The following is a 22,244-nucleotide window of genomic DNA, read 5'->3' as shown; positions in this document are numbered from 1 at the left end:
TCCGCCTTGGCTTCGCCGCATAAAAGTCCGCGCGCGACCGCCCGCCTGCAGGGCCGAAAGGCCCTAGGAAATCGCGGCCGCGGATGCGGTTGCGCACAATAAAACCTCGCCTCATCAGGCTTTGCACCAAGGCTCCTGACACTGCTCCTCCACATTATCGCTCGCGGAAAGATTGCTCGCTCGCCCGAGGCGGAGCTGGTTGCGCGGTATGAGAAGCGGCTGACCTGGCCGGTCAAACTGACCGAACTGCCCGAAACCGGCGGACGCATTCCCGATCCGCAGACCCCTTGCAAGACCGTGCTGCTCGACGAGCGCGGATCAGCGATTTCGTCCGAGAAATTCGCCCGAACGCTGGGTCGGTGGCGCGATGACGGCATGCGGGAGACGCGCTTTGTGCTCGGCGCAGCCGACGGCCACAGCGAGGCCGAACGCGATGATGCGGACATGTTGCTGGCATTTGGTCCCGCGACCTGGCCGCACCTGATGGCCCGTGCGATGCTGATGGAGCAGCTCTACCGCGCGACGAGCATTCTTGCAGGGCATCCCTATCATCGGGCAGGGTAGCGCTGTGACATACCGCGCGCTCTCCTTCGCCCTCGCGGCCGCCGCTGGTTTCGCCGCCTTTGCGGCCTTTGTGCCGCCGGGCACGGCGCAGCGCGATGTTGCGCTGTTAGACCCGGATGAAGCGCAGGCGCAATTGCGGGAGGCGACAGCGTGCGAGCCGGCAGGCTCAGGCGCGCGCCGAACGGCTTTCGCGGCAGGCCGAGGCTGCGGGCGAGGCAGCGGAAAAAACCGCGCGCAAAGCCGCTTCCATTGCGGCGCAGATCCAGCAGTCCGAGGCCGATATCTCCGCTGCGCGCGCGCGGTTTTCGCTCGCCCGGACCGACCGAGCGGCGATTGCCGACCGGCTTGCCGAGCGCCAGCAGCCGCTTACGCGCCTGACCGGAGCATTGCAGACGACCGCGCGCCGCCCGCTCGCATTATCGGCGCTGCAACCCGGTTCGCTCAAGGAACTCGTCTATGTCCGCGCGGTGCTCGACAGCGCGGTGCCGCAAATTCGCGCCCGCACCGCCGTGCTGCGCGGCGAGTTGAACGATGTGCGCCGGTTGGAACGCGCTGCCTCGCAGGCGCTGGCCGCGCTCAGCCGCAATGAGCAGGAATTGCAGGCCCGGCGCGGTGAATTGACCGATCTCGAAACCCGCCAGCGTCTCGCCCTGCGCGAGGTTCGCAGCACCGCCTCGCGCGAAAATGAAAGAGCGCTCGCGCTGGCGGAAGAAGCGCGCGACCTCGATGGGCTGATGGGACGGATCGATGAAGCGGCGCGCCTGCGCCGCGAACTCGCCGCCCTGCCCGGCCCCGTCATGCGCCCAGCCAATCTGGGCGATACGAATGTCGGGAGCGCGGCCCTCGCACCAGATCCCGCGCCCTCTGCCTCGCCAACCGCCGCGGTCGCGCCGCCGCAGGATTTCCAGCTTCCGGTGCAGGGTCGCACGCTCGCAGGATTTGGCGAAAGGCGCGAAAGCGGCCTCAGGAGCACGGGACTGGCGTTGGCACCGGCTCCCGGTGCGCAGGTCGTCGCTACCGCCAGCGGGCGGATTGCGTTTGCCGGCCCGTATCGCGGCTATGGGCGAGATCGTCATCATCGAGCACGCAGGCGGCTGGACCAGCCTTGTCACCGGGTTGGCGCGCACCAGCGTCGCCGTCGGCGATGACGTGATCGGCGGAAGCCCGCTTGGCACGGCGAGCCGCGACAGCCCCTCGATCAGCCTCGAGCTGAGGCGCGAGGGCGAGCCGGTCAACCCGCTGCAATTCCTCGGCTGAGCACAGAACTCCTGGCTGCGAGCCCGGTTAGCGAGCCGAGGCGAAATTGACCCGCGTCGGGACGCATCGCACGCTCGCAGACTGTTATCTGGCATTCAGCCGCGCGCTGCTATACGAATATGTTCGAAAAGGAGCCCTATCGCCCATGAAGATTGCTGCATTTCTGCGCAGCGCCGCACTTGTCACCGCGGTCGCTCTCATCCCCGCCACCACCGCTACCATGGCACAGGTCGATGGCCGCGCCGGACCGGAATTCTCGAAGGTTTTCGCGGTCTATCAGCGAATTCAGGCGAGCTATGTCGAGCCGGTCGAGGATGAAGTTCTGATTCGCGGCATGATCGACGGGATGCTGAGCGCGCTCGATCCGCATTCGGGCTATCTCGATGGCAGCGACCTGCAGCGACTCGAGACCATGATCGAAGGCAATTATTCGGGCCTCGGCCTGTCGGTCCTGATGGAGGACGGCGCAGTCAAGGTGATCTCGCCGTTCAAGGGCAGTCCGGCTGACAAGCAGGGTATCAAAGCCGGCGATTTCATCACGCATCTTGATGGCGAACTGATCTATGGCGGCGATCTGGACGATGCGGTTGCGCGGATGCGCGGCAAGGCGGGCACTTCGATCCAGCTGACGATCTTCCGCCCTGGACGCGATGAGCCATTCGAAGTCGACGTGACGCGCGGCGTGATCGAACTGGAGCCGGTGACGCACGAGCTTTCCGCCGGAAATGTCGGGGTCATCACCGTCAACGAGTTTTCCGCCGATGTCGGCGCGGACGTCCTGCGCGCCTGGGAAGCGATTCGCGAAGAGGCGACGGGCCGCGTCAGCGGTCTCGTGCTCGATTTGCGCTCCAATCCGGGCGGTTCGCTCGACGAAGCGGTCGCGCTGTCGGACCTGTTCCTCGATGAAGGACGGATCGTGTCGCAGCGCGGACGCGCTCGCGGCGAAACCCTGCTTTACGATGCCGAAACCGTTTTCCGCGGTGATATGGCCGAGGGCACTCCGCTCATCGTCCTGATCGATGCAGGATCGGCATCGGCGTCGGAAATCGTTGCAGGCGCGCTGCAGGATCATCGCCGCGCGCTGGTCATGGGTGAGCGCAGCTTTGGCAAGGGCAGCGTGCAGTCGCTGCTTCCGCTGGGCCGCGATGCCGCTCTCAAGCTGACGACCGCGCGGTATTACACGCCCAAGGGCGCATCGGTGCAGGAAGGCGGGATCAAGCCCGACATCACTGTGCCGCAGCTGTCCGATCCAGACCTTGCGCTGCGCCAGAAATACCTGACGCGCGAAAGCGACCTGCGCGGGCACCTGATCAACGAGCTGGGGATCAAGGATGAAGAGCTGGAGATCGATCAGGTCGACGATCCGCGCTTCAAACTGACCTCCGAGCAACTCGAGGAGCAGGGCATCGAGGATTTCCAGCTGCACTATGCGCTCGAAACGCTGCGCCGCACGACCAAGAGTTCGGTGGCGCTGCGCAACTAAGCTGACTAGATAGCGGCGCATGATGGGTGTGAAGCAAGCAAGGCTGCTCGCCGTGGCGATCCCTGCGGGATTGCTGGGCGGCGCGTATATCTCCGAATACGTGTTCGGGTTGTTCCCATGCGAGATGTGCTGGTGGCAGCGCTATCCGCATTTTGCCGCGCTGGCGGCGGGACTGCTCGCCTTTGCCATCCAGCCGCCGCGCATCTGGACCGCGCTGGCGGGCCTCGCGATCCTCACCTCCGGCCTGATCGGCGGCTTTCATGCCGGGGTCGAATATGGCTGGTGGGAAGGGATCACAAGCTGCGCCACCCTGGGCAGTGCGGTCGATGTGATGAACCCGTCCGCCGCGCCGCTGGTGCGCTGCGATGTTGCGCCGTGGAGCCTGCTGGGCATCTCGCTGGCAGGCTGGAATTTCCTTATTTCGACCCTTGGCGGGATCGCGATCCTCGCCTTGAGCGTTAAGGGCGCAGGAAGCGAGAAACGAATATGAACCGCGATGAACTCCACCGCATTATCCGCGTCGACCAGGCCGGCGAATTCGGCGCTACGCGTATTTACGAAGGCCAGCTTGCCGTGATGGGCGACCGCGGGCCGCACTCGGCGGAAATCCGCCACATGGCCGAACAGGAAGAGGGCCACCGCGCCCGTTTCGATGAGATGCTGGCGAAACGCGGCGTGCGCCCTACGGCGCTGCATCCGTTCTGGTCGGCTGCTGGCTATGCGCTCGGTGCGGGCACGGCCTTGCTCGGACCCGAGGCCGCAATGGCCTGCACTGCCGCAGTCGAGGAAGAAATCGACAAGCATTATTCCGAGCAGCTCGACCGGCTCGAGGAAACCGGGTCCGACCCGGAGCTGGCCGAAATGATCGAGGAATTTCGCGAAGACGAACGCGCGCACCGCGACGCTGCGCTGGCCAATGGCGCTGAGAATGCGCCCGCCTATCCGTTGCTGTCGGGCGCGATCCGGCTTGGCTGCAAGATCGCGATCAAGGTTAGCGAACGGGTTTGAGGAGACGATCCGGGTGCCGCGACCAGGCCCGCGCCCACGGCTTCAATTCACGCCTAATTCACTGGCATGTAACTATCTGCCCGGAAATGATAGAATGGATCGGCGAGCCCCCCCGGCTCCCAAGAGAGGACCAGGACCAATGACCAAGCTGCTTAGCGCATCACGTATGGCAACAGGATTGACTGGCGCAGCTTTGCTGGCAGCCGTGCCCGCCGCCGCGCAGGACGCACCGGGTGAGAAGGTCAACATGGTCATCGCCTATGACGAGAGCGAATGTCCCGAGGCGGGCGAGGACGAGATCGTCATCTGCGAAATCCTCGTCGAGGCCGACCGCTACCGCATCCCGCGCAATTTGCGCCAGAGCGGTTCGCCGGAAAACACGTCCTGGGCGCGCCGCGTCGAGAGCATCCGCTATATCGGCGAGTTTGGTGCAATGTCGTGCAGCCCTGCTGGCGCAGGCGGCTTTACCGGGTGCACCCAGCAATTCATCGATGCCGCCTATGCCGACCGCGCCGAGGGCGAAAACATACGGTTTGGCCGGTTGATCGAAGAGGCACGGCAGGAGCGGCTGTCCACCATCGACGAAGATGCCGCTGCAGAACAGAGCCGCGTCGAACAGATCGAGCGCGAATATCTCGACCGGCTTGAGCGCGAACGCCAGGGACCGGTCCCCGGCGAAGTCGATCCGACGCTCACTCCGCCTCCGATCGACGAGGAAGCCGGTCAGATTCCGGCAGAGCCTTCGAAAGAAGGGCCGTTCGATGATGGCGATGAAGAGCAAGTCCCGCTCGACGCAGCGCCGCCGGCTGAAAATCCCGGAAGCTAAGCCGCCCGTATTCGGGTGTCAGATCTCGTAATAATCGCGGTACCACGCGACAAACTTGCGCACGCCTTCGCGCACGTCGGTTTGCGGTGAATAGCCGGTCAGCTCGCGCAGCAGCGTCGCATCGGCCCAGGTCGCGGGCACGTCGCCTTTCTGCATCGGCATGAAATTCTTGATCGCTTCGCGTCCGCAATGCTCCTCTATCGCATCGACGAAGTCCATCAGGCGGACCTTGTCGCTGTTGCCGATATTGACGACGCGGTAGGGCGCGGCGGAAGAGAGGCTGTCCCACTCGGGGATGTCGCCCGCGCTTTCGGGCCGCTCGGGCGGTGTGTCGATCAGCAGCCGGATACCGCGCACCAGGTCGGTGACGTAGGTGAAATCGCGCTGCATCTCGCCATTGTTGTAGATGTCGATCGGCGTGCCCTCGAGCGTGCCCTTGGTGAACTTGAACAGCGCCATATCCGGCTAGACCCCACGGACCGTAGACCGTGAAAAAGCGAAACATGGTGGTCGGCAGGTTCCAGAGGTGGGCGTAGGAATGGCCCATCGCCTCGTTTGCTTTCTTGGTCGCGGCATAGAATGTCAGCGGCGTGTCGCATTTCTGTTGCTCATCGAAGGGCATGTCCTCGTTCGCGCCGTAGACCGAGCTGGTCGAGGCCATCAGCAGGTGATCGACGTCCAATTCGCGCGCGCACTCCATGACGTTGAATGTGCCGACGAGGTTCGATTCGAGATAGGCACGCGGATTTTCGAGGCTGTAGCGCACACCCGCTTGCCCCGCGAGATGGACGATCACATCGGGCTTTTCCGCCATGGCAAGCTCGCGCAGTTTCTCGAAATCCTCCAGCATCCCGATAGTGGCCGTGAAGTGCTGGTTCTGCATCAGCATCTGATGCCGCCGTTCTTTCAGGCGGACGTCGTAATAGTCCGTCAGCCCGTCATAGCCGACAACCCGGAACCCATCATCGAGCAGAAGCTGGGCAAGATGGTATCCGATAAACCCGGTACGAACCGGTGATGAGCACTGTCCGCAAGTCTATCTCCCCCAAGCCCCTCAGCCACCGCTGTGGCGCTTACTTGGCGCCATTCCCGGTCAGGATGACGCGAAACGTCTTGAGCACGATCAGCAGGTCCAGCCACAGCGAGATGTTCTTCACGTAATAGAAATCGAAGCGCAACTTCGCGTTCACATCCGAAACGTCGGTCACGTGGCCCTGATTGACCTGCGCCCACCCAGTTATTCCGGGCCGCACGATGTGGCGATAGGAATAGAACGGGAGTTCGTCCTCGTACCATTTGGACAGCGACTGCGCTTCCGGCCGCGGGCCGATCCAGCTCATTTCGCCGTGCAGCACATTCACTACCTGCGGCAGCTCGTCGATCCGGGTCTTGCGCAGGAAGTGCCCCAGCTTGGTTATTCGGTCGTCATCCGCGCGCGTCATTGCATCGCGCCGCTGGGCATCCTCGCATTCGGAGGAGACGCGCTCACGCATGGTGCGAAACTTGACCATGCGAAACGTATTGCCGCGATGTCCGACCCGTTCCTGCACGAAGAAGATGCTGCCCGGCGAATCGAGTTTGATAAGGACCGAGATGACAGTGAAGAGGATCGCGAAAAAGGGCAGCAGAGCCAGCGATCCGATGATGTCGAGCGCCCGCTTGGTTGTCATGTAAGGAACATTCGGGATCAGCGATCCGAGATCGTTTTCTGCCAGATGGCTGATCTTGACCTGCCCGCTCTGCATCTCCGCGACTTGCCGGAAATGATATACGGGAACGCCGGCGAGCGCAGCTTTTGCGAAAAGCCGCTCCCATTCATCCGGGTGATCGTGGTGCAGGTCTGCAACGATGGCACCGTCGAGTCGGCCCGCCTGTACAAGGCTTTCCAATTCATTCAGCGGGGGGGCCGGCAGGTACTGCCCTTCGACCCGGATTTCATCGGAGCGTACCGCCAGCGACGATGAAATGCGGACGCTGAAGACGCCGATTATAGTTTGTGAGTAGGTAACTCACGGCCACGGCACCAATGGCGCCCAGCAGAAACAGCGGTATCGAATAGGTGACGCGCAGGATCGCGATACCGGCGAGCACACCGCCGAATGCGACGAAATTCACCGGGAACACGTAAGAGAGGTGGCGCGCCTTGGCGTATTCGCGCAGCCGCGTCAGCACATACCAGGTCACCGAGGTTGCAATGGCAAGTGCGTAGAGCGTGTTGCCGAGAAATACCGAGCTGAGCGAATTCCCCAGCGCGAGCCAGATCAGGGTCGGCGGAGCAAGGCCCGAGGCAAGATACAAGCCGAGCTGGACATTGCGGTCCTGAACAAATTGATTTCGTGTGTGCCGCGGTTTCGACACTGCATTGATATACATGGGCTCTTTCTCAGCCGCTTGCACCGGACCTGCCCGGCGGATGTCGTTCACACGCAGAATTCTCGCTACAATGCCGTCTTTCGCCGGACGAATGCAGGGTGCAGCCGGGCCGCCTATGCCATGATGAACCGTATCCAGCCACTTTTCTTTTCGTGAACCGATCAGCAAAAAAGGATGAGTAGATTGCTCGGCGTGCATTCCAACGGGTCTCGCAATGTTTAAAAGGCGACCTCTTTCTTGCAAAGGTGCCGCTCGCAGATGCGGCGCGTTCTCGCACGATAAACGAGGAAAACCAGCGAATGCGCGGCGCGATTAGCGTAAAATTGAAGCTTGCGCGCGCTGCATGTGCTGCTACCGTTCAAAATTGAACAATGCAGTTGCGACGATCCATCTCGACACGCGCCGATTCCGGCGAGGCGCTCCCGCTTGGCGGGGTGCGGTAGCCTGTGCGCCCGACAAACACCCATGACTGAGCGACGCGAAACATCGAAAGAGGACACGCGGTTTCGTGTCCTGCGCCTGCTCGAGGAGAACCCGAACATCTCGCAGCGCGAACTCGCCGCTGCTGTCGGCATCAGCGTGGGCAGTGCGCACTACCTTCTCAATGCGCTTGTCGAAACCGGGCTGGTTAAACTGGAAAACTTCATGGCAGCCAAAGATAAACGGCGTTACGCATATGTCTTGACGCCAAAGGGAGCGGCTGAGAAGGCGCTGATTACCTAGCCGGTTCCTTGCGCGGAAAAGGGCCGAATACGACGCATTGAAAAAGGAAATTTCGCAGCTTCAGGCAGAGGTCGAAGCTGGCAAGGGCGGCGAACGCGCAGTTTACGACAACAGTCTGAAATAAAAAGTTTTGAACTTCCCTGCGATCGCGGGGAGGCAGCCGCGCCATCGCCCATGAGCGGTAGTCCGGATCTACAGGAATTCTCTGGAGTAGAGTGAATGCTCACCAAGTTGAAAGAAGTTATCAAGAATACCGGAATGCAGGTCGCGCCGAAACTGACGCTGGAAATGCTTTCGGCCCGTTCGCAGCGCTTGATCATGCAGCGCGAACGCGACACCGACCGCCTTGCTGCATCGCGGAAATTTGTCGAGAAGCACGGTACCGCACCGTGCTGGGCGGTCCGTTTGCTGGCATGGTTTATCCCGAAGAGACAGCGCGCCAGCGCAATCTCGTGCACCGCCTTACCGGAAGCTACGAATCCGAACTCCACCCATGGATCGAGGAGATTGCGAGCCGCGATTATGCCATGCTTCTGGATATCGGGACTGCCGACGGGTTCTACGCAGTGGGCTTTGGCCGGATGATGCCGCAAACGCGCGTGATCGGGTTCGATACCGATGCGTGGGCGCGCCATGCGACCCAGAACCTCGTCGACCTGAACGAGACGTCGAATGTCGAGGTCCAGTCCATGTGTGATGCGAGCTGGATCAAGGATAACGTCGTGCCCAATTCTCTTATTTTCTCGGATTGCGAGGGGTATGAGGCCGTCCTTTTCGACCTTGAGAAATGTCCTATCCTGAGCGAATGCGACATGGTGATCGAGTTGCATGAGCGTGCTGCGCCCGGCGTCGAGCAGCTCCTGTGCTCCCGGTTCGAGCAGTCCCATGAATGCCGCATGGTCACCTATGTCGATCACGATCCGGCGCTGTTTCCGCAGCTTGCCGACGTTGAACCCTCGATGCGCGATCTGGTCATTAGCGAGGGCCGCGGCGGACCGCAGAACGTGATCTTCCTCACTCGGCGGCCCTGACCGCGACGCCGGAACGGTCATGGCGCTCAGCGTGGATCCCGGGCAGACCCCGCCTTCGCCGAAAGAGGCTCGCCGTCTGGCGCGCCGGGCGAGGAACGAGAGTGCCTTGGTCCAGGCCGACAACGAAGCCAGCCTAGGGACGCAGGCAGCGCGCGGCAGCACGGTCGCGCTTGTATCCCACGCACTTTTCGTTGCGCTGCAGGTCGCGCAGCTGGCGATCCTGTCGCGCTTGCTGACACCAGATGATTTCGGAATAGTCGGGATGGCTATGGCCGTGACGGGGTTCATCCGGCTGTTCCAGGACATGGGTCTGACCAGCGCGACGATCCAGCGCCGCACTATCAATCAGGACCTCGTCAGCGCGCTGTTCTTTCTTAACATGGCGGTTGGGATCGGCCTGATGCTCCTGTGCTGGCTCGCGGCCCCGTTCGCCGGCCAGATATTCGGCGACGAACGGGTGCCGATGATCATCGTCCTCCTCGCTCTCACCATGCCGCTGCTCGCCTTGAGGGCGCAGCACCGCGCATTGGTCAGCCGGCGCATGGAATTCCTGAAGCTAAATCTCGGCCAGCTTGTTGCCAACATCGCCGGCGTTGCCGCGGCCTGCATCGCCGCGTGGCAGACCGACCTTGGCTATTGGGCATTGGTCGCCGGTCAGCTTGTCGCCGGTGCGATCGACGCGGTGTTCTTCTGGATCGCATCGCGGTGGCGGCCAACCATGCCCCGGAAAGGGAGCGGCGCCCGCTCGGCTTTCGATTTCGGCATCAAGATAATGCTTTCGAACATCCTTGGCTGGGTCTGGAAGCAATCGGACAACGCGCTGATCGGCTGGCGCTGGGGCAGTGTCGAACTGGGCTATTACGCGCGCGCATATTCGATCCTGCTCATGCCGCTCGCCATTATAAGCGGGCCTGTGGCATCGGCGGTCATTCCTGCGCTCAGCCGCCTGCAGGACGACCGCGCCAAGTGGGAAGAACTGTACACCCGCACCTCGCGTGCGGTCGCAGCGCTCAGCGCGGTCATTGCCGCGGTCTTGTTCGTGAACGCCCGCTTCATCGTCGACCTGGCGCTCGGTCCGGGATGGGACAAGAGCGGGGCTATCTTCGCTGTCCTGGCCCTGTCGATCCTGCCCAGCATCGCATGGGAAATGGCGCGGTTCGTGTTTCTCTCGCTCGGGCGCAGCGATGTCATGCTCAAATACAGCATGGTTGCAGGCCCGCTCTACCTCATTGGTTTCATTCTGGGCTTGCAATGGGGAGCGATCGGCGTCGCCTGGGCGCTCGCGGTGGTGTCGTGGTTACTCGCGGCGCCGACCCTGATGGTTTCGGCGCGCACGGCAGGCATATCGAGCATGCGACTGATTGCCGACATGTTGCCTCCATTGGCCGGGTTTCTGGGAGCGCTGGCGCTTGCCGCCATCCTGCCCGTGCTTTCGACTTCTCCTTTTTGGCAGGCCTTCCTGCTCTCTGGCCTTGCTGCAGCAGCCTTCGTGCTTGCTGCAGTCGGGTCCGGCGCACTCATACCGACATGGCGCGCGGATATGCGGCAGGGTTGGCGCTGGGCAGCTCAGCGCATCGGCAAGCCCATGACAGGGCGGGCCTCCTGATGGTGCTTCCCTCAATCAAACGGAACGCTAGAGAGTTGCGATGCATATAGTCCTGATCGGCTACCTCCATAATGATGGCGGCATCCAGACCCATTGCCACTGGCTGGCAAAGGGGCTGACCGATCGCGGCCATACAGCCGAAATCCTGACTCCCGCCCCGTTGCGCGATTCAAGTCCCGGCCTGCCTTCGGACCCGCCCTATACAATCGGCGAATACCGAACCTTTTCCGATATTGTGCGGCTTGGCCGGCAACAGCGCCCGCTGCCAGATGCGGTGGTCGTCACCGGAACGGGCTGGAAGGCAATGCTGCTCGCCTACGCGATCAAGGATGCGGGACGGCGTGTATTCTTTGAGGTGATGAGCGGCGATCGTCATGGCCGCCTCGATCCACGCGATCTCGCCCGGTTAGGATTCGATGCCATTGTCGGGCAGGGCAGCGGGGTTGAGCGGACTTTCGTGCGGGAATTCGGTTGGCATGGACCAAGCGTCACGATACCCGCTCTTCCGGAACCTCTGGAGATCGTTTGTTCGATCCCGCCCGCACCGAGGCTGCCGCAATCCGGTGATGGCAAGCTGCGCCTCGCCTATTTCAGCCGCTTGGTGGAATATAAGGGCGCAGGCTACCTGATCGAAAATTGGCGAAGCCTCACCGAGCACGCAGAATCCCTCGATATCTGGGGGTCCGGAGCGGCGCACGACCAGTTTGCTGCCGCGATTGCCGAGCGCGGCCTCGGTGACAGGATCGCGCTCAAGGGGCGCTACCCGAAGGGCCAGGAATATGTCGACCTGATCCAGCAATACGACCTTACGCTGTTGCCGACATGGGGCAGGGAGGGCGCGCCGCTCGTCCTGCTCGAATCGATGGCTTGCGGTATTCCCTTCGCAGCGAACGGGGTGGGCGGAATTCCGGACTACGCGAATGGGCAATGCGCGATCACCTCGGGTGATCTGGACGAATATCTTCCGCTATACGCATCGCTGGCGGCGCGCATACGCCGGGGCGAGATCGATACAGCCGCGCTGCAAAAATACTATCACGCAAATTTCAGTTTCGAACGCCTGGTTGACCGATGGGAGGAATTCCTCCGCTCGCCGCTGCCACCCTCTGCTTCGGGGAAGCTAACATGAAAAAAGCATTCATCACCGGCATTACGGGCCAGGACGGCTCTTACCTGACCGAATTGCTGCTCGATAATGGATATGAGGTGCATGGCGCGCTGCGCCGCTCCAGCGTCATCGACCGACCGCGCATCGACCATCTGACGCGCGATGCGTCGATCTACAATAAGCGCCTGTTCCTGCATTATTGCGACCTCGATGACATCACGACCTTGCGCCGCATCCTGCGCAAGATCGAACCGGATGAATTCTATCACCTAGCAGGGCAAAGCCATGTCGGAGTCAGCTTCGAAATCCCAGAATCGACCTGCGACTTCACCGCGATGGCCACCTTGCGCATTCTCGAAGTTCTGCGCGATCTCGACAACGTACCGCGGTTCCTCACCACAGGAAGCAGCGAAATATTCGGTTCGCCTGACGACGTACCGCAAACGCTGGATACGGCAATGCGGCCCATTTCGCCCTACGGCGTCGCCAAGAGTTTCGCGGTCAATATCACGCGCGTCTACCGCGAATCTTTCGGCATGTTTGCCTGCACTGCCGTTTGCTACAATCACGAATCCGAGCGCCGCAGCCCAAGCTTTGTGACCCGCAAGATTACCCGAGGGGTGGCCGAAATTGCTGCCGGAAGCACCGACAAGCTGACGCTCGGCAATCTCAAGGTGTGGCGCGACTGGGGCTACGCGCCCGAATATGTCGAGGCCATGTGGCTGATGTTGCAAGCCGATACGCCCGACGACCTGATCATCTGCACCGGCAAGGCCACTTCGCTGGAAGAGTTTCTGGAGGTGGCCTTCGAACATGCAGGGCTCCAATGGCGCGACCACGTCGAAACCGACCCTCGCTTTGTCAGGCCGAATGAGCCTGTCAGACTGGTTGGTGACACGACCAAGGCGGCTGACGCAATCGGGTGGCAGGCGAAAACGCACGCCGCCGATGTCGCGCGCCTGCTGGTGGATGCAGATCGCAAGCTGCTGGATTGACCGGGCCGGATGATGATCGAGGCTGCAACTTCCACACCTGTGCCTGACGGGCGAGCAATCGTCATCCAGATGGGCGCGCGGCGGAACTATGCCGTGGCAGCGGCGCTCGCGGCTGCCGGACGGCTGGAGGCGCTGTATACCGATCTTGCCGGGACCGGCGGCATCGGGCGTGCGGCGCGGGCGCTCGCACGGCTTCCCTTGCCGGGAGGGATCGGCGGCCAATTGGGGCGGCTTGGCAACAGGATGCCTCCGGATAATGTAGCGCCCCTCACGCACACATTCGACGTGCCAGCGGGCAGGTACGAGCTTGCCTTGCGCCGCGCGCAAACACCGCGAGAAAGGGTCTTGGCGCGGCGAAAGTTCAACGCAGAATGGTCAAAGGCGATGTCTGCGCGCGGGTTCGGCGAGGCAACGCACATCTACGCTATGATGAGCGGGCAGACGCTTGAAGCAGATGCCTTTTTGGAGAAAGCCCGAAAAGCGGGCCTGGAAGTTGTCGCTGATGTGACGATTGCGCTCTCGAACGAACGTATAATCACCGCCGAATATGCTTCGAACCCCGGATGGGGTTCACCGACCGACACCTATCTCGGAGCGATCGGCGAAGACAATCCGGCTTATCCGCGGATGCTGGGTCTTGCCACCCGGTTCTTGTGCGCTTCGCCATTCGTCGCAGAAGATCTGGTCGCGAATTGGGGAGCCGATCCGGAGAAGGTCCGCGTTGAACCGTATGCCCTGCATCCTTCATGGCTCGAACTTGAGAATCGACCAATACCCGGACGAGTGCTTTTCGCAGGATCGGCAGACCTTCGCAAAGGCATCCATTACTTTGCTCGTGCAACTCGCATACTGCGCAATCGTGGACATGATTTCGAATTTCGCGCTGTCGGAGGTGTCGATGACGAGGTCCGCCACAATCCTGAAGCTGAGTTGATCGATTTTCGCGGGAGATTGTCGCGCAGTGCGATGGCGGCGGAATACGAACGGGCCGACGTCGTCGTACTCCCCACTCTTGTGGAGGGCTCCGCCGGAGTGACTTATGAGGCGATGGGATCGGGTATCCCCGTGGTAACAACACGCGAGTCCGGTTCGTTGGTGGAATGCGGTCTGCAAGGGTTGATCGTGCCTCCGAGAGATGCGCGCTCTCTTGCCGACGCGATCGAAACAATCGTTTGCGACCGCCAGATGCGCGCGGAAATGGCCGAAGAAGGGCGCCGGGCGATGGCCGATATGTCCTGGGATGGATATTCTGAACGCTTGATTCGAGCGGTTTTTGAGGACAAGTGACCTAACCACGAGGGACCGACATCGCCTCGCACCTGTATCGACCGCGCTGCCTTTCGTAGTAAGTCCAAAATTTCAAGGAGATCGTAAATCACATTGAGCACCATCCTCTTCGCCACCTTGTGCTTTGCCACTGTGGTTATGCTGGTGTTTGGCCTCCTTAAGCGAGGTGGATACCTGCACGTCACGACTCTGGGCGCGGCGACCTTTGCCGGCTGGCTGCTGCCGCAAATTTGGAGCCTGATAGTGCGCGAAGAGGCTCCAGGGGACTCGTTGAGCGCTCTTATATTGATGTCCTTGTTGTGCCTGCTTGCGATTGGTTTTGGTTGGCGGCTGGGTATGAAGTCCAGGCGAGACCCACTTGGTGGGATTTTGCCCAGGGTCGACGAGCGCGATATGGAGCGCGCGTCAATTGTGCTTACCGGCATCGCGCTGATTGCCTTTATCGGACTCGGCCTCGCGCCCGGAGATGATCAAACAGGGAATCTTTGGAGCGGACGCGCGACAATCCTTTATTTCGTTTTGAACTTGAAAGCCGTATCTTTTGCGCTTGCCACAATATTGTTCCTGAAACGACGCACCACGTTCAGCACGACAATTCTCGCGATAAACTTGCTGATGTTCTTCCCGTATGTCGTCATATTGTTCAAGCGTCGGCACATCGCGGAAATGATGCTGATCGCGGCCTATGCCGTGTTGCTTATACGGAATTGGGCTGTCCCGCGCGCCGTTGTTGCGGGCGGCTTTGTTGCTGCGTCCCTGGCAATTTTTGCGACTGCTGAATTGCGCGCAATCACTGCGGACGGCGGGCTGCCCACGATAGACGAAATCGCGGAAATCGAATTCTTGGCTCTCAGTCCGATTAACGACCCCAAAGCGTCGCCTGAAATACAAAATGCAGCCAACCTGATAGACACCATGCAGCTGACAGGTCAGTATTCCTTCGGAGGATACACTTGGAACCGATTTGTTTTCCAATACGTTCCAGGTCAATTTGTCGGGGACGATGTCAAGCAAGACTTGATGGCTGTGCCTTGGCCATCCGAGCTTGTGTTTCGAACAACCCGCTACGAAGTACCCACCGGTTCAACTCAGACCGGTATTGCCACGGCGTATATGGAGTTCGGGTATCTCGGCCTGCTGTTCTTTTTCATCCCGGCGTATATGATGGCGCGTCTCTGGCGGCGAGCCATCGCCGGGAACTCTTGGGACAAGTTATGGTATGCAGCCGGCATCGTTCCGTTCTTGCACTTGGCCACTCACCATTCCGCCTATTTCTTCGTCTCTTTCTCTGTGTTTTTCCTCGCTCTGAACGTCGTCGCCTTCATTTTGCGGGTCAGACGCGGCCCTAGGGGATGGGATCATCCGGGCGCAGTTATGCGATCTGATCGCCGGTTGGCGTCGAGAAGCGATTAAGAATGAAAGACTCGCCACGGCTCCCGGCACTTTGGCTCGCCTGCCTTGCGTTTGCGCTGGGACTCGTATCGCCTTCGGGCATCAGGCGCGGCCTCTATCGATGGCTGCTTGGATACGAGTTCGCTCCCAGCGCGCAATTGGGCCGATCCTTCATTCGAGTCGGCCAGTTGCAGATGGGGCAGGGCAGCCGCATCGGCCACTTCAGCATCATTCGTAATGTCGAGCGGGTCGTTCTCGGTGAAGAAGCGCGTATCGGCACGTTCAACTGGGTGTACGGATTTCCCGGCAGGTCCGAACGCCATTTCGAGGCTGAGAACGAGCGTGCATCGGAGCTGATCATGGAAGAGCACAGCTCCCTCACCTCCCGCCATATCGTCGATTGCACGAACCGCGTGACAATTGGCGCGTTCAGCACTGTGGCCGGATTCTACTCGCAAATCCTCACGCATGGCATCGACATTAGGACCTGCCGCCAATCGTCGCGTCCGGTGACCATCGGGCCGTATTGCCTGATCGGGACCGGCAGCATCATCGTCAAGGGTGCAGTCGTACCGGAGGGCACGGTGCTGTCCGCCGGTTCCATGTTCCGCGGCCAACCCGAAGAGACGCACGGCCTGTTTGCAGGCGCACCGGCAGTTCTGGCGAGGCCGCTTGATGCGTCCGGCCCCTATTTCACACGCAAGATTGGCCCGGTCGATTGAGCAATCAGGCCGCAAGAGCTGATCAGGACCGCCCCCCACTTTCCGTCGGCCTCGTCGCCGGATCGATGTCCCGCCAGGCGGGCGGGCTGTTTAATTCCGTGCGCAAATCCGCGCTGCACCTCGCGCAGGCGGGGGCGGACATCGAGGTTTATTCGCTCCGCGACCAATATAGCGAGCGCGACTTTCCCGAATGGGCCCCGCTGGAGCCTGCGCTGCTTGAGACGCGGGGTCCGGCGGCTCTGGGTTATGCCCCTGATATGCGCGAGGCGCTTGCCAGGGGCTGCCACGATGTCATCCATCTCCATGGCCTGTGGCAGCTTTTTTCGCGCGAGGTGAATCGCTGGAAACGCGCGACCGGCAAGCCGGTGATGATCTCACCGCGAGGGATGCTGGATCCCTGGGCGCTTGCCAATTCCAAATGGAAGAAACGGATCGCGGCGCTCTTGTTCGAGGACAGGAACTTGCGAGGCGCGGATTGCCTGCACGCGCTGAACACATCCGAGGCCCATTCGATGAGGGCTTACGGGCTCGCTAATCCGATTGCGATCATTCCGAACGGCGCCGAACTGCCCGAGCGGATGACGCGCGGAGCGGCAAAAGACCGCCGCACTGTGTTGTTTCTCAGCCGGATTCATCCCAAGAAAGGCCTGATGGAGCTGGTGCAGGCATGGGCGATGGCTGCCAGTGGCCGAGCCGGACCTGTTCGAGCGGTGGGAACTGGTCATCGCCGGGTGGGACGATGGCGGCCACCTCGAAACCCTGAAAGCCGAGGTTGCGGGGCTCGGACTGCGGCGCGGTGTGACCTTTTCCGGGCCGGCCTTTGGCGAGGACAAGGACCGGTTGCTCAGAGGCGCGCACGCATTCATTCTGCCGTCCCATTCTGAGGGACTGCCCATGTCGGTGCTCGAAGCGTGGGCCTACGACCTGCCCGTAATCATGACGCGCCACTGCAACCTTCCGTCCGGCTTTCAGAGCGGGGCGGCGATCGAGATAAATACCGATCCGGTCGAAATGGCCGCCACTATCCTTCGATCCCTTGACCGCGATGATCTGGATGCGATCGGTGCTGCCGGGCGGCACCTGGTCGAAAGTGACTTCTCGTGGGACCGGATTGCGACCGAACACAGGCAGGTTTACGACTGGCTTTGTCGCGGCGCAGCCCGGCCCGATTGTGTTGTTGTCGATTGAGAAGGGACTTATGAAGCCGCCGGCGGAGACCAGGCTGAACACGATCGACGCGTTGCGCGGCATCGCGGCGCTGATGGTCGTCGTCTATCATGCGCGCGCCGAATTCTGGGTAGGTGTCGGCAATGCCTGGGCTCAGCATGGCCTGACCGCCAATCCGGCAGTCCTTGCCGGGTATGCGAGCTATCCTTTTTCCTACGGCTGGTTCGGCGTGCAGATCTTCTTCGTTTTGAGCGGATATTGCATCCACCGCCGGTTCGCGCTTGAATTGAAGGCCTCGAGGGATGTCACGATTGACTGGCGGCGGTTCTTCATTCGCCGCTTCATCCGTATCTATCCAGTCTATATCGGGGCGCTGATCTGCACCGCGCTGGTGGATTATCTGTATGTTTTACAAGGCGGCGATATCGCGGTCGGAGAGTTGAGCTGGACGGCCTTTGCCGCCTCCATCCTGACCGGGCAGGGGATCGTGGCACCGATGTTCGGCAGCAATACGGTGTTCTGGACGCTGTCGATCGAGATTCACCTGTATCTCTTCTATCCACTCATATTCGAAATGAATCGCCGTCGGGGCGCAAGCGGTGCGTTGGCTTTCTCGTTTGCGGTCAGCGCTGCCTATGTCGCGCTTTACCTGATCTTCGATTTGGGCAGGTTGTTCCCGCATGGACATGGCGGGGGACCGATCTTCCTGCCGTTCGTATTTATGTGGGCCGCAGGTGCCTATCTGGCCGACGTCGAAGCCGGGCGCGCTCCGCCGCTTGCCGGTCTCTTATGGACGCTCACCTGGGTCGGTGCGCTCTTCGGCGGGTTTGCTCTGCACATGGTAACCGACGAGGTGGTCAGCGCGGTACCGCTCGCAATCGGCGCAGCAGGCCTTGTGCACTGGCTGAAGTCTGCTGAACTGCGCTGGCCGCGCATGACGCCGCGCGTCCTTCCGCCCTTGGTGTGGCTCGGGGCCATCAGCTATTCGCTTTACGCCACACACCGCGTGACATTTGGCATCATCAACGCGGCGGGACTGGACGGGCAGAGCACTTCCATCCTCAAATTCATCCTTGCGACGATCGCGGCAATCCTGTTCGCCTATGGTTTCTACACCCTCGTCGAGCGCGCCTCGCTGAAGCTGTCGGCGCGACTGCGCCGGTCGCGGGTAAGCGTGGCGGCGCCAAGCACGGGCGAGCAGCGATAGAGATGGAAGGCAGCAGCGAGATGACCGACGTCACAACCAACCGCGCGGCGAAGAAATGGAGCTGCTCCGAGCAGATCGGGCGCGTGCTGTGGACGCTGGCCGCGCCGCTGTGGCGCTTCAGCCCGCGTGTGGCGTGGGGTTGGCGACGGATGCTGCTGCGGATGTTTGGCGCCAGGATCGGTGCCAATGTGCATGTCTATCCTACGGCGCGGATCACGATCCCTTGGAACCTCGACATCGCGGACGAGGCGGCGGTGGGCGACCACGCGATCCTCTATGCGCTCGGCCCGATCCACATCGGACCGCGCGCGACCATATCGCAATATGCGCATTTGTGTGCGGGAACGCACGACTGGCGCGATACGGCCATGCCGCTGGTCAAGACCCCTATCGTAATCGGCAAGGATGCCTGGGTTTGTGCCGATGCGTTTGTCGGGCCGGGCGTGACCGTTGGCAACAATGCCATTCTTGGTGCCCGATCCGTGGCAATGAAGGATATCGAACCGGATGCAATCTTCGGCGGGAATCCGGCGCAATTGATCCAGATACGAATGAAGGATTCCGAACGGTGAAGCTGTCCTGCCTGATCCTGACCTACAACGAAGAAATCAATATCGCGCGATGCCTGGCTTCGCTTGAATGGTGCGACGATATCGTCATAATCGATTCGGGAAGTACCGATCGAACTGTGGAGATGGCCAGAAACTTTGGCGCTCGCGTACTTGAGCGGCCATTCGATAATTTCGCAAATCAACGAAATTACGGCCTTGAGAATGGTTCGTTTGCGAATGAGTGGGTGCTGCATCTCGATGCTGATGAAGTCGTCACGTCGGAGCTGCTCGAAGTGCTGCGCGAGCTTGAGCCCGAGGCGGGCATCGATGGGTACAATATTCCGTCAAAGACCATGCTGTTCGGTCAATGGTTGAAGCATGCCGGCATGTATCCGAGTTACCAGGTGCGGCTTGGTCACCGTGATCGCCTTCGGTTCATCCAGGTCGGGCATGGCCAGAGAGAAGACCTGCCTGCGAGCCGGGTTGGACAGATCGAGGAGCCCTATCTGCATTTCTCGTTCTCGCACGGACTGCGAAAATGGCTCGAAAAACATGTCCGCTATGCCGCAGACGAAGCGCTCCTGATTTCCCAGGTTCGCAGCAACAAGAGCGGATCGTCAGCAGTCCAGCCAGGCGCTTCAGCCAGCGCATCGGCGGGACGTCGGCGGGCCAAGGAACAGGCGGCCCGGCTACCTTTGGCGCTGCGTCCTTTCGCTAGATTTTTGTATGTTTATATCTATAGGCAGGGCTTTCGCGATGGCGCGGCAGGCTTCGCGTATGCCTGTATGCTTTCGGTATACGAAGGAATGACGTCAATCTTGACGTACGAGAAGACGAAGCGAGCCCCTTGATTTCCGGCCAATGCGCTAAAAATCCACAATTTCTCGGAGTGTAGGTAAATGAAGGTCATGGTAACCGGCGGGGCCGGTTATATTGGAAGCCATGCTTGCAAGGCGCTGGCTGCTGCGGGGCATGAACCCGTGGCTTTCGACAACCTGCGCACTGGTCACCGCAATGCGGTGAAGTGGGGGCCACTCGTCCACGGTGATATCTGCGACACCAGCAGCGTGCGAGCGGCGATCGAAGAATTCGATATCGAAAGCGTCATACACTTCGCGGCGCTCGCCTATGTTGGCGAGTCCATGGAGCAGCCGAACCTGTATTACCGCACGAATGTCGGCGGGGTGGTGTCGGTTCTTGACGCGATGGCAAAGTGTGGCCTGGACAGGATTGTGTTTTCCAGCACTTGCGCTGTTTACGGGGTGCCGGAAACGCTGCCCATTACCGAAGACATTCGCTGCTCACCGATCAATCCTTATGGCCATTCCAAGTTAATGTGCGAGCAGGTGCTTGCCGATCACGCCGCAGCCTACGGGATCGGATCGGTGGCGCTCAGGTACTTCAACGCTGCGGGCGCCGATCTCGATGGCGAAATCGGAGAAGCGCACGATCCGGAAACCCATCTGATCCCGCTTGTCCTGGAAGTGGCGTCGGGCGACCGTGACAGCATCAAGGTGCTGGGCACCGATTATCCCACGCCCGACGGCACCTGCATCCGGGATTACATTCACGTAACCGATCTGGCGAATGCGCATATCTCTGCACTGGAAAACTGCACGCCTGGCCAGGCCGACCGGTTCAATCTTGGCACGGGATCGGGGATCAGCGTCCTCGAAATCATTGACGCTGTCCGATCGGTGACCGGCAGCAAGATCGACGTCGATCTATGCGAACGCAGGCCTGGCGACCCGCCAACACTTGTCTCGGACCCTTCTCTGGCGCGAGCTCGCCTGAATTTCGAGCCGAAATATTCGGATGTCGAAACATTAATTGAGTCCGCATGGCGGTGGCACACCAATTCGTGATCTGGATATTCTGGCGGGATTGGCTAAGGAGCCGTCAAACGGTGTCCGGTACATCTTAACATGAGCGATTTTGGGCAAACACAAAAATGACCCGCATTTACGAAAGCCGCAAACGCATCCTGGTGACGGGCGGGGCTGGTTTCCTCGGCTCGCACCTGATCGACCGGCTGTTGGGACAGGGGCACGAGGTTCTGTGCGTGGACAACCTGTTCACCGGGACCAAGCGCAATATCGATCACCTGCATGATGAACCGCGCTTCGAATTCATGCGGCATGACGTCACCATGCCGCTCGTGATCGAGGTCGACGAGATTTACAACCTCGCCTGCCCGGCCTCGCCGATCCATTACCAGCACGATCCGGTGCAGACGACCAAGACGAGCGTGCACGGCGCGATCAACATGCTGGGCCTTGCCAAGCGGCTGAAGTGCAAGATCTTTCAGGCTTCGACCAGCGAGGTTTACGGCGATCCTCATGTCCATCCGCAGCCGGAAGAATACTGGGGCAATGTCAACCCGATCGGACCGCGCTCGTGCTATGACGAGGGCAAGCGCTGCGCCGAGACGCTGTTCTTCGATTACCACCGTCAGCACGATCTCGAGATCAAGGTTGCGCGCATCTTCAACACCTATGGCCCGCGCATGCACCATGCCGATGGCCGCGTGGTGTCGAACTTCATCGTGCAGGCGCTGCAGGGCGAGGACATCACGATCTACGGCGACGGCTCGCAGACCCGTTCGTTCTGCTATGTGGACGACCTGGTCGAAGGATTCCTGCGCCTGATGGACACGGACAAGGACGTCACCGGGCCGATCAATCTCGGCAATCCGGGCGAGTTCACGATCAAGGAGCTGGCCGAGAAGGTGATCGAAATGACCGGGGCGAAATCGACGCTGACCTTCCTCGACCTGCCGGCGGACGATCCCAAGCAGCGCCGCCCCGATATCACCAAGGCGAAAGAGCTGCTCGATTGGCAGCCGCAGGTCCAGCTCGAGAACGGGCTGGCCAAGACGATTGCCTATTTCGAACAACGCTTGCCGGAAATTCTGGGCCGCTGATCAGGCCCATCGAAAGGAACC

Annotated in this window: 24 protein-coding genes and 2 pseudogenes; 22 read left to right on the top strand and 4 right to left on the bottom strand. The window is 60.9% G+C overall.

All coding sequences use genetic code 11. The features are described 5' to 3' along the window. Positions 1–141: 141 nt before the first annotated feature. From AC0L39_RS16790 to AC0L39_RS16760, 7 genes are all read left to right on the top strand, one after another. The gene (locus tag AC0L39_RS16790) at positions 142–564 is read left to right on the top strand and encodes a 23S rRNA (pseudouridine(1915)-N(3))-methyltransferase RlmH (protein ID WP_473262436.1); all 423 of its coding nucleotides are present in this window, start codon (positions 142–144) and stop codon (positions 562–564) included. A gap of 116 nt (positions 565–680) precedes the next feature. Next, positions 681–1,712 (top strand): murein hydrolase activator EnvC family protein, encoded by a 1,032-nt coding sequence (locus tag AC0L39_RS16785; RefSeq protein ID WP_473259576.1) that lies wholly within the window; start codon positions 681–683, stop codon positions 1,710–1,712. Continuing rightward, a complete protein-coding gene (locus AC0L39_RS16780) occupies positions 1,681–1,821 on the top strand; it encodes a hypothetical protein (RefSeq protein ID WP_473259574.1) in 141 nt (46 codons plus the stop codon). The genes AC0L39_RS16785 and AC0L39_RS16780 overlap by 32 nt, the downstream gene beginning before the upstream one ends. Positions 1,822–1,966: 145 nt before the next feature. After that, positions 1,967–3,304 (top strand): S41 family peptidase, encoded by a 1,338-nt coding sequence (locus AC0L39_RS16775; RefSeq protein WP_473259572.1) that lies wholly within the window; start codon positions 1,967–1,969, stop codon positions 3,302–3,304. Between the two features lie 19 nt (positions 3,305–3,323). Then, a complete protein-coding gene (locus AC0L39_RS16770) occupies positions 3,324–3,794 on the top strand; it encodes a disulfide bond formation protein B (protein ID WP_473259570.1) in 471 nt (156 codons plus the stop codon). Beyond that, entirely contained in the window at positions 3,791–4,312 is a 522-nt protein-coding gene (locus tag AC0L39_RS16765; protein ID WP_473259568.1) for a demethoxyubiquinone hydroxylase family protein, read from the top strand. The genes AC0L39_RS16770 and AC0L39_RS16765 overlap by 4 nt, the downstream gene beginning before the upstream one ends. A 139-nt stretch (positions 4,313–4,451) precedes the next feature. After that, entirely contained in the window at positions 4,452–5,138 is a 687-nt protein-coding gene (locus AC0L39_RS16760) for a hypothetical protein (RefSeq protein WP_473259566.1), read from the top strand. 18 nt (positions 5,139–5,156) lie between these two features. Here the strand turns inward: AC0L39_RS16760 and AC0L39_RS16755 are convergent, their stop codons facing one another. The 4 genes and pseudogenes from AC0L39_RS16755 to AC0L39_RS16740 all read right to left on the bottom strand — a co-directional run bounded on the left by AC0L39_RS16755 (position 5,157) and on the right by AC0L39_RS16740 (position 7,709). Then, positions 5,157–5,597, bottom strand: a complete 441-nt coding sequence (locus AC0L39_RS16755; protein WP_473259564.1) for a GDP-mannose 4,6-dehydratase — start codon at positions 5,595–5,597, stop codon at positions 5,157–5,159. A 73-nt stretch (positions 5,598–5,670) separates the two neighbouring features. Next, positions 5,671–6,111 (bottom strand): annotated as a pseudogene (locus tag AC0L39_RS16750) (GDP-mannose 4,6-dehydratase); the annotation flags it as partial. Between the two features lie 100 nt (positions 6,112–6,211). After that, entirely contained in the window at positions 6,212–7,027 is an 816-nt protein-coding gene (locus AC0L39_RS16745; RefSeq protein ID WP_473259563.1) for a sugar transferase, read from the bottom strand. Positions 7,028–7,073: 46 nt separating this feature from the next. Continuing rightward, the gene (locus AC0L39_RS16740) at positions 7,074–7,709 is read right to left on the bottom strand and encodes a hypothetical protein (protein ID WP_473259561.1); all 636 of its coding nucleotides are present in this window, start codon (positions 7,707–7,709) and stop codon (positions 7,074–7,076) included. 267 nt (positions 7,710–7,976) lie between these two features. Here AC0L39_RS16740 and AC0L39_RS16735 point away from each other — a divergent pair, with 267 nt between their 5' ends. From AC0L39_RS16735 to AC0L39_RS16665, 15 genes and pseudogenes are all read left to right on the top strand, one after another. Next, a complete protein-coding gene (locus tag AC0L39_RS16735; RefSeq protein WP_473259559.1) occupies positions 7,977–8,234 on the top strand; it encodes a MarR family EPS-associated transcriptional regulator in 258 nt (85 codons plus the stop codon). A gap of 413 nt (positions 8,235–8,647) precedes the next feature. Beyond that, entirely contained in the window at positions 8,648–9,265 is a 618-nt protein-coding gene (locus AC0L39_RS16730; protein WP_473259557.1) for a class I SAM-dependent methyltransferase, read from the top strand. A 19-nt stretch (positions 9,266–9,284) separates the two neighbouring features. After that, positions 9,285–10,871 carry a lipopolysaccharide biosynthesis protein gene (locus tag AC0L39_RS16725; protein ID WP_473259556.1) on the top strand — a complete coding sequence of 529 codons (1,587 nt, stop codon included), beginning with the start codon at positions 9,285–9,287 and terminating at the stop codon, positions 10,869–10,871. A gap of 40 nt (positions 10,872–10,911) precedes the next feature. After that, on the top strand, positions 10,912–12,000 hold the full coding sequence (locus AC0L39_RS16720) for a glycosyltransferase family 4 protein (protein WP_473259554.1): 1,089 nt from the start codon (positions 10,912–10,914) through the stop codon (positions 11,998–12,000). Further along, entirely contained in the window at positions 11,997–12,974 is a 978-nt protein-coding gene (locus tag AC0L39_RS16715) for a GDP-mannose 4,6-dehydratase (protein ID WP_473259552.1), read from the top strand. The genes AC0L39_RS16720 and AC0L39_RS16715 overlap by 4 nt, the downstream gene beginning before the upstream one ends. Positions 12,975–12,983: 9 nt before the next feature. Continuing rightward, positions 12,984–14,261 carry a glycosyltransferase family 4 protein gene (locus tag AC0L39_RS16710; protein ID WP_473259550.1) on the top strand — a complete coding sequence of 426 codons (1,278 nt, stop codon included), beginning with the start codon at positions 12,984–12,986 and terminating at the stop codon, positions 14,259–14,261. A 93-nt stretch (positions 14,262–14,354) separates the two neighbouring features. Then, positions 14,355–15,674, top strand: coding sequence for a hypothetical protein (locus AC0L39_RS16705; protein WP_473259548.1), 1,320 nt, complete (start codon positions 14,355–14,357; stop codon positions 15,672–15,674). 2 nt (positions 15,675–15,676) lie between these two features. Continuing rightward, on the top strand, positions 15,677–16,375 hold the full coding sequence (locus AC0L39_RS16700) for an acyltransferase (protein ID WP_473259546.1): 699 nt from the start codon (positions 15,677–15,679) through the stop codon (positions 16,373–16,375). Between the two features lie 65 nt (positions 16,376–16,440). Beyond that, a pseudogene (locus AC0L39_RS16695) lies at positions 16,441–16,878 on the top strand (glycosyltransferase); the annotation flags it as partial. Positions 16,879–17,059: 181 nt separating this feature from the next. Then, positions 17,060–17,563, top strand: coding sequence for a glycosyltransferase (locus AC0L39_RS16690; RefSeq protein ID WP_473259544.1), 504 nt, complete (start codon positions 17,060–17,062; stop codon positions 17,561–17,563). Between the two features lie 10 nt (positions 17,564–17,573). Further along, positions 17,574–18,749: an acyltransferase family protein gene (locus AC0L39_RS16685; RefSeq protein WP_473259542.1), complete on the top strand. Its 1,176-nt coding sequence runs from the start codon at positions 17,574–17,576 to the stop codon at positions 18,747–18,749. A 20-nt stretch (positions 18,750–18,769) separates the two neighbouring features. Then, on the top strand, positions 18,770–19,321 hold the full coding sequence (locus AC0L39_RS16680) for an LbetaH domain-containing protein (RefSeq protein WP_473259541.1): 552 nt from the start codon (positions 18,770–18,772) through the stop codon (positions 19,319–19,321). Beyond that, positions 19,318–20,151, top strand: coding sequence for a glycosyltransferase family 2 protein (locus AC0L39_RS16675; RefSeq protein WP_473259539.1), 834 nt, complete (start codon positions 19,318–19,320; stop codon positions 20,149–20,151). The genes AC0L39_RS16680 and AC0L39_RS16675 overlap by 4 nt, the downstream gene beginning before the upstream one ends. 48 nt (positions 20,152–20,199) lie before the next feature. Then, positions 20,200–21,165, top strand: coding sequence for a UDP-glucose 4-epimerase GalE (gene galE / locus AC0L39_RS16670; RefSeq protein ID WP_473259537.1), 966 nt, complete (start codon positions 20,200–20,202; stop codon positions 21,163–21,165). 86 nt (positions 21,166–21,251) lie between these two features. Further along, complete coding sequence (locus AC0L39_RS16665) at positions 21,252–22,223, top strand: UDP-glucuronic acid decarboxylase family protein (protein ID WP_473259536.1); 972 nt, start codon at positions 21,252–21,254, stop codon at positions 22,221–22,223. Positions 22,224–22,244 lie beyond the last annotated feature (21 nt).

This window comes from Erythrobacter sp. K21-9 (assembly GCF_055808355.1).
This window is presented reverse-complemented; position numbering and strand designations above follow the sequence as displayed.

Excerpts from the sequence above, each read along its gene's own strand:
- AC0L39_RS16785 (WP_473259576.1), top strand. The coding sequence starts at position 681 with ATGAAGCGCAGGCGCAATTGCGGGAGGCGACAGCGTGCGAGCCGGCAG.
- AC0L39_RS16760 (WP_473259566.1), top strand. The coding sequence starts at position 4,452 with ATGACCAAGCTGCTTAGCGCATCACGTATGGCAACAGGATTGACTGGC.
- AC0L39_RS16680 (WP_473259541.1), top strand. The coding sequence starts at position 18,770 with ATGACCGACGTCACAACCAACCGCGCGGCGAAGAAATGGAGCTGCTCC.
- AC0L39_RS16740 (WP_473259561.1), bottom strand. The coding sequence starts at position 7,709 with ATGCACGCCGAGCAATCTACTCATCCTTTTTTGCTGATCGGTTCACGA.
- AC0L39_RS16730 (WP_473259557.1), top strand. The coding sequence starts at position 8,648 with ATGGTTTATCCCGAAGAGACAGCGCGCCAGCGCAATCTCGTGCACCGC.
- AC0L39_RS16715 (WP_473259552.1), top strand. The coding sequence starts at position 11,997 with ATGAAAAAAGCATTCATCACCGGCATTACGGGCCAGGACGGCTCTTAC.
- AC0L39_RS16725 (WP_473259556.1), top strand. The coding sequence starts at position 9,285 with ATGGCGCTCAGCGTGGATCCCGGGCAGACCCCGCCTTCGCCGAAAGAG.
- AC0L39_RS16685 (WP_473259542.1), top strand. The coding sequence starts at position 17,574 with ATGAAGCCGCCGGCGGAGACCAGGCTGAACACGATCGACGCGTTGCGC.
- AC0L39_RS16710 (WP_473259550.1), top strand. The coding sequence starts at position 12,984 with ATGATGATCGAGGCTGCAACTTCCACACCTGTGCCTGACGGGCGAGCA.
- AC0L39_RS16770 (WP_473259570.1), top strand. The coding sequence starts at position 3,324 with ATGATGGGTGTGAAGCAAGCAAGGCTGCTCGCCGTGGCGATCCCTGCG.
- galE (WP_473259537.1), top strand. The coding sequence starts at position 20,200 with ATGAAGGTCATGGTAACCGGCGGGGCCGGTTATATTGGAAGCCATGCT.
- AC0L39_RS16720 (WP_473259554.1), top strand. The coding sequence starts at position 10,912 with ATGCATATAGTCCTGATCGGCTACCTCCATAATGATGGCGGCATCCAG.
- AC0L39_RS16735 (WP_473259559.1), top strand. The coding sequence starts at position 7,977 with ATGACTGAGCGACGCGAAACATCGAAAGAGGACACGCGGTTTCGTGTC.
- AC0L39_RS16665 (WP_473259536.1), top strand. The coding sequence starts at position 21,252 with ATGACCCGCATTTACGAAAGCCGCAAACGCATCCTGGTGACGGGCGGG.
- AC0L39_RS16775 (WP_473259572.1), top strand. The coding sequence starts at position 1,967 with ATGAAGATTGCTGCATTTCTGCGCAGCGCCGCACTTGTCACCGCGGTC.
- AC0L39_RS16765 (WP_473259568.1), top strand. The coding sequence starts at position 3,791 with ATGAACCGCGATGAACTCCACCGCATTATCCGCGTCGACCAGGCCGGC.
- AC0L39_RS16755 (WP_473259564.1), bottom strand. The coding sequence starts at position 5,597 with ATGGCGCTGTTCAAGTTCACCAAGGGCACGCTCGAGGGCACGCCGATC.
- AC0L39_RS16700 (WP_473259546.1), top strand. The coding sequence starts at position 15,677 with ATGAAAGACTCGCCACGGCTCCCGGCACTTTGGCTCGCCTGCCTTGCG.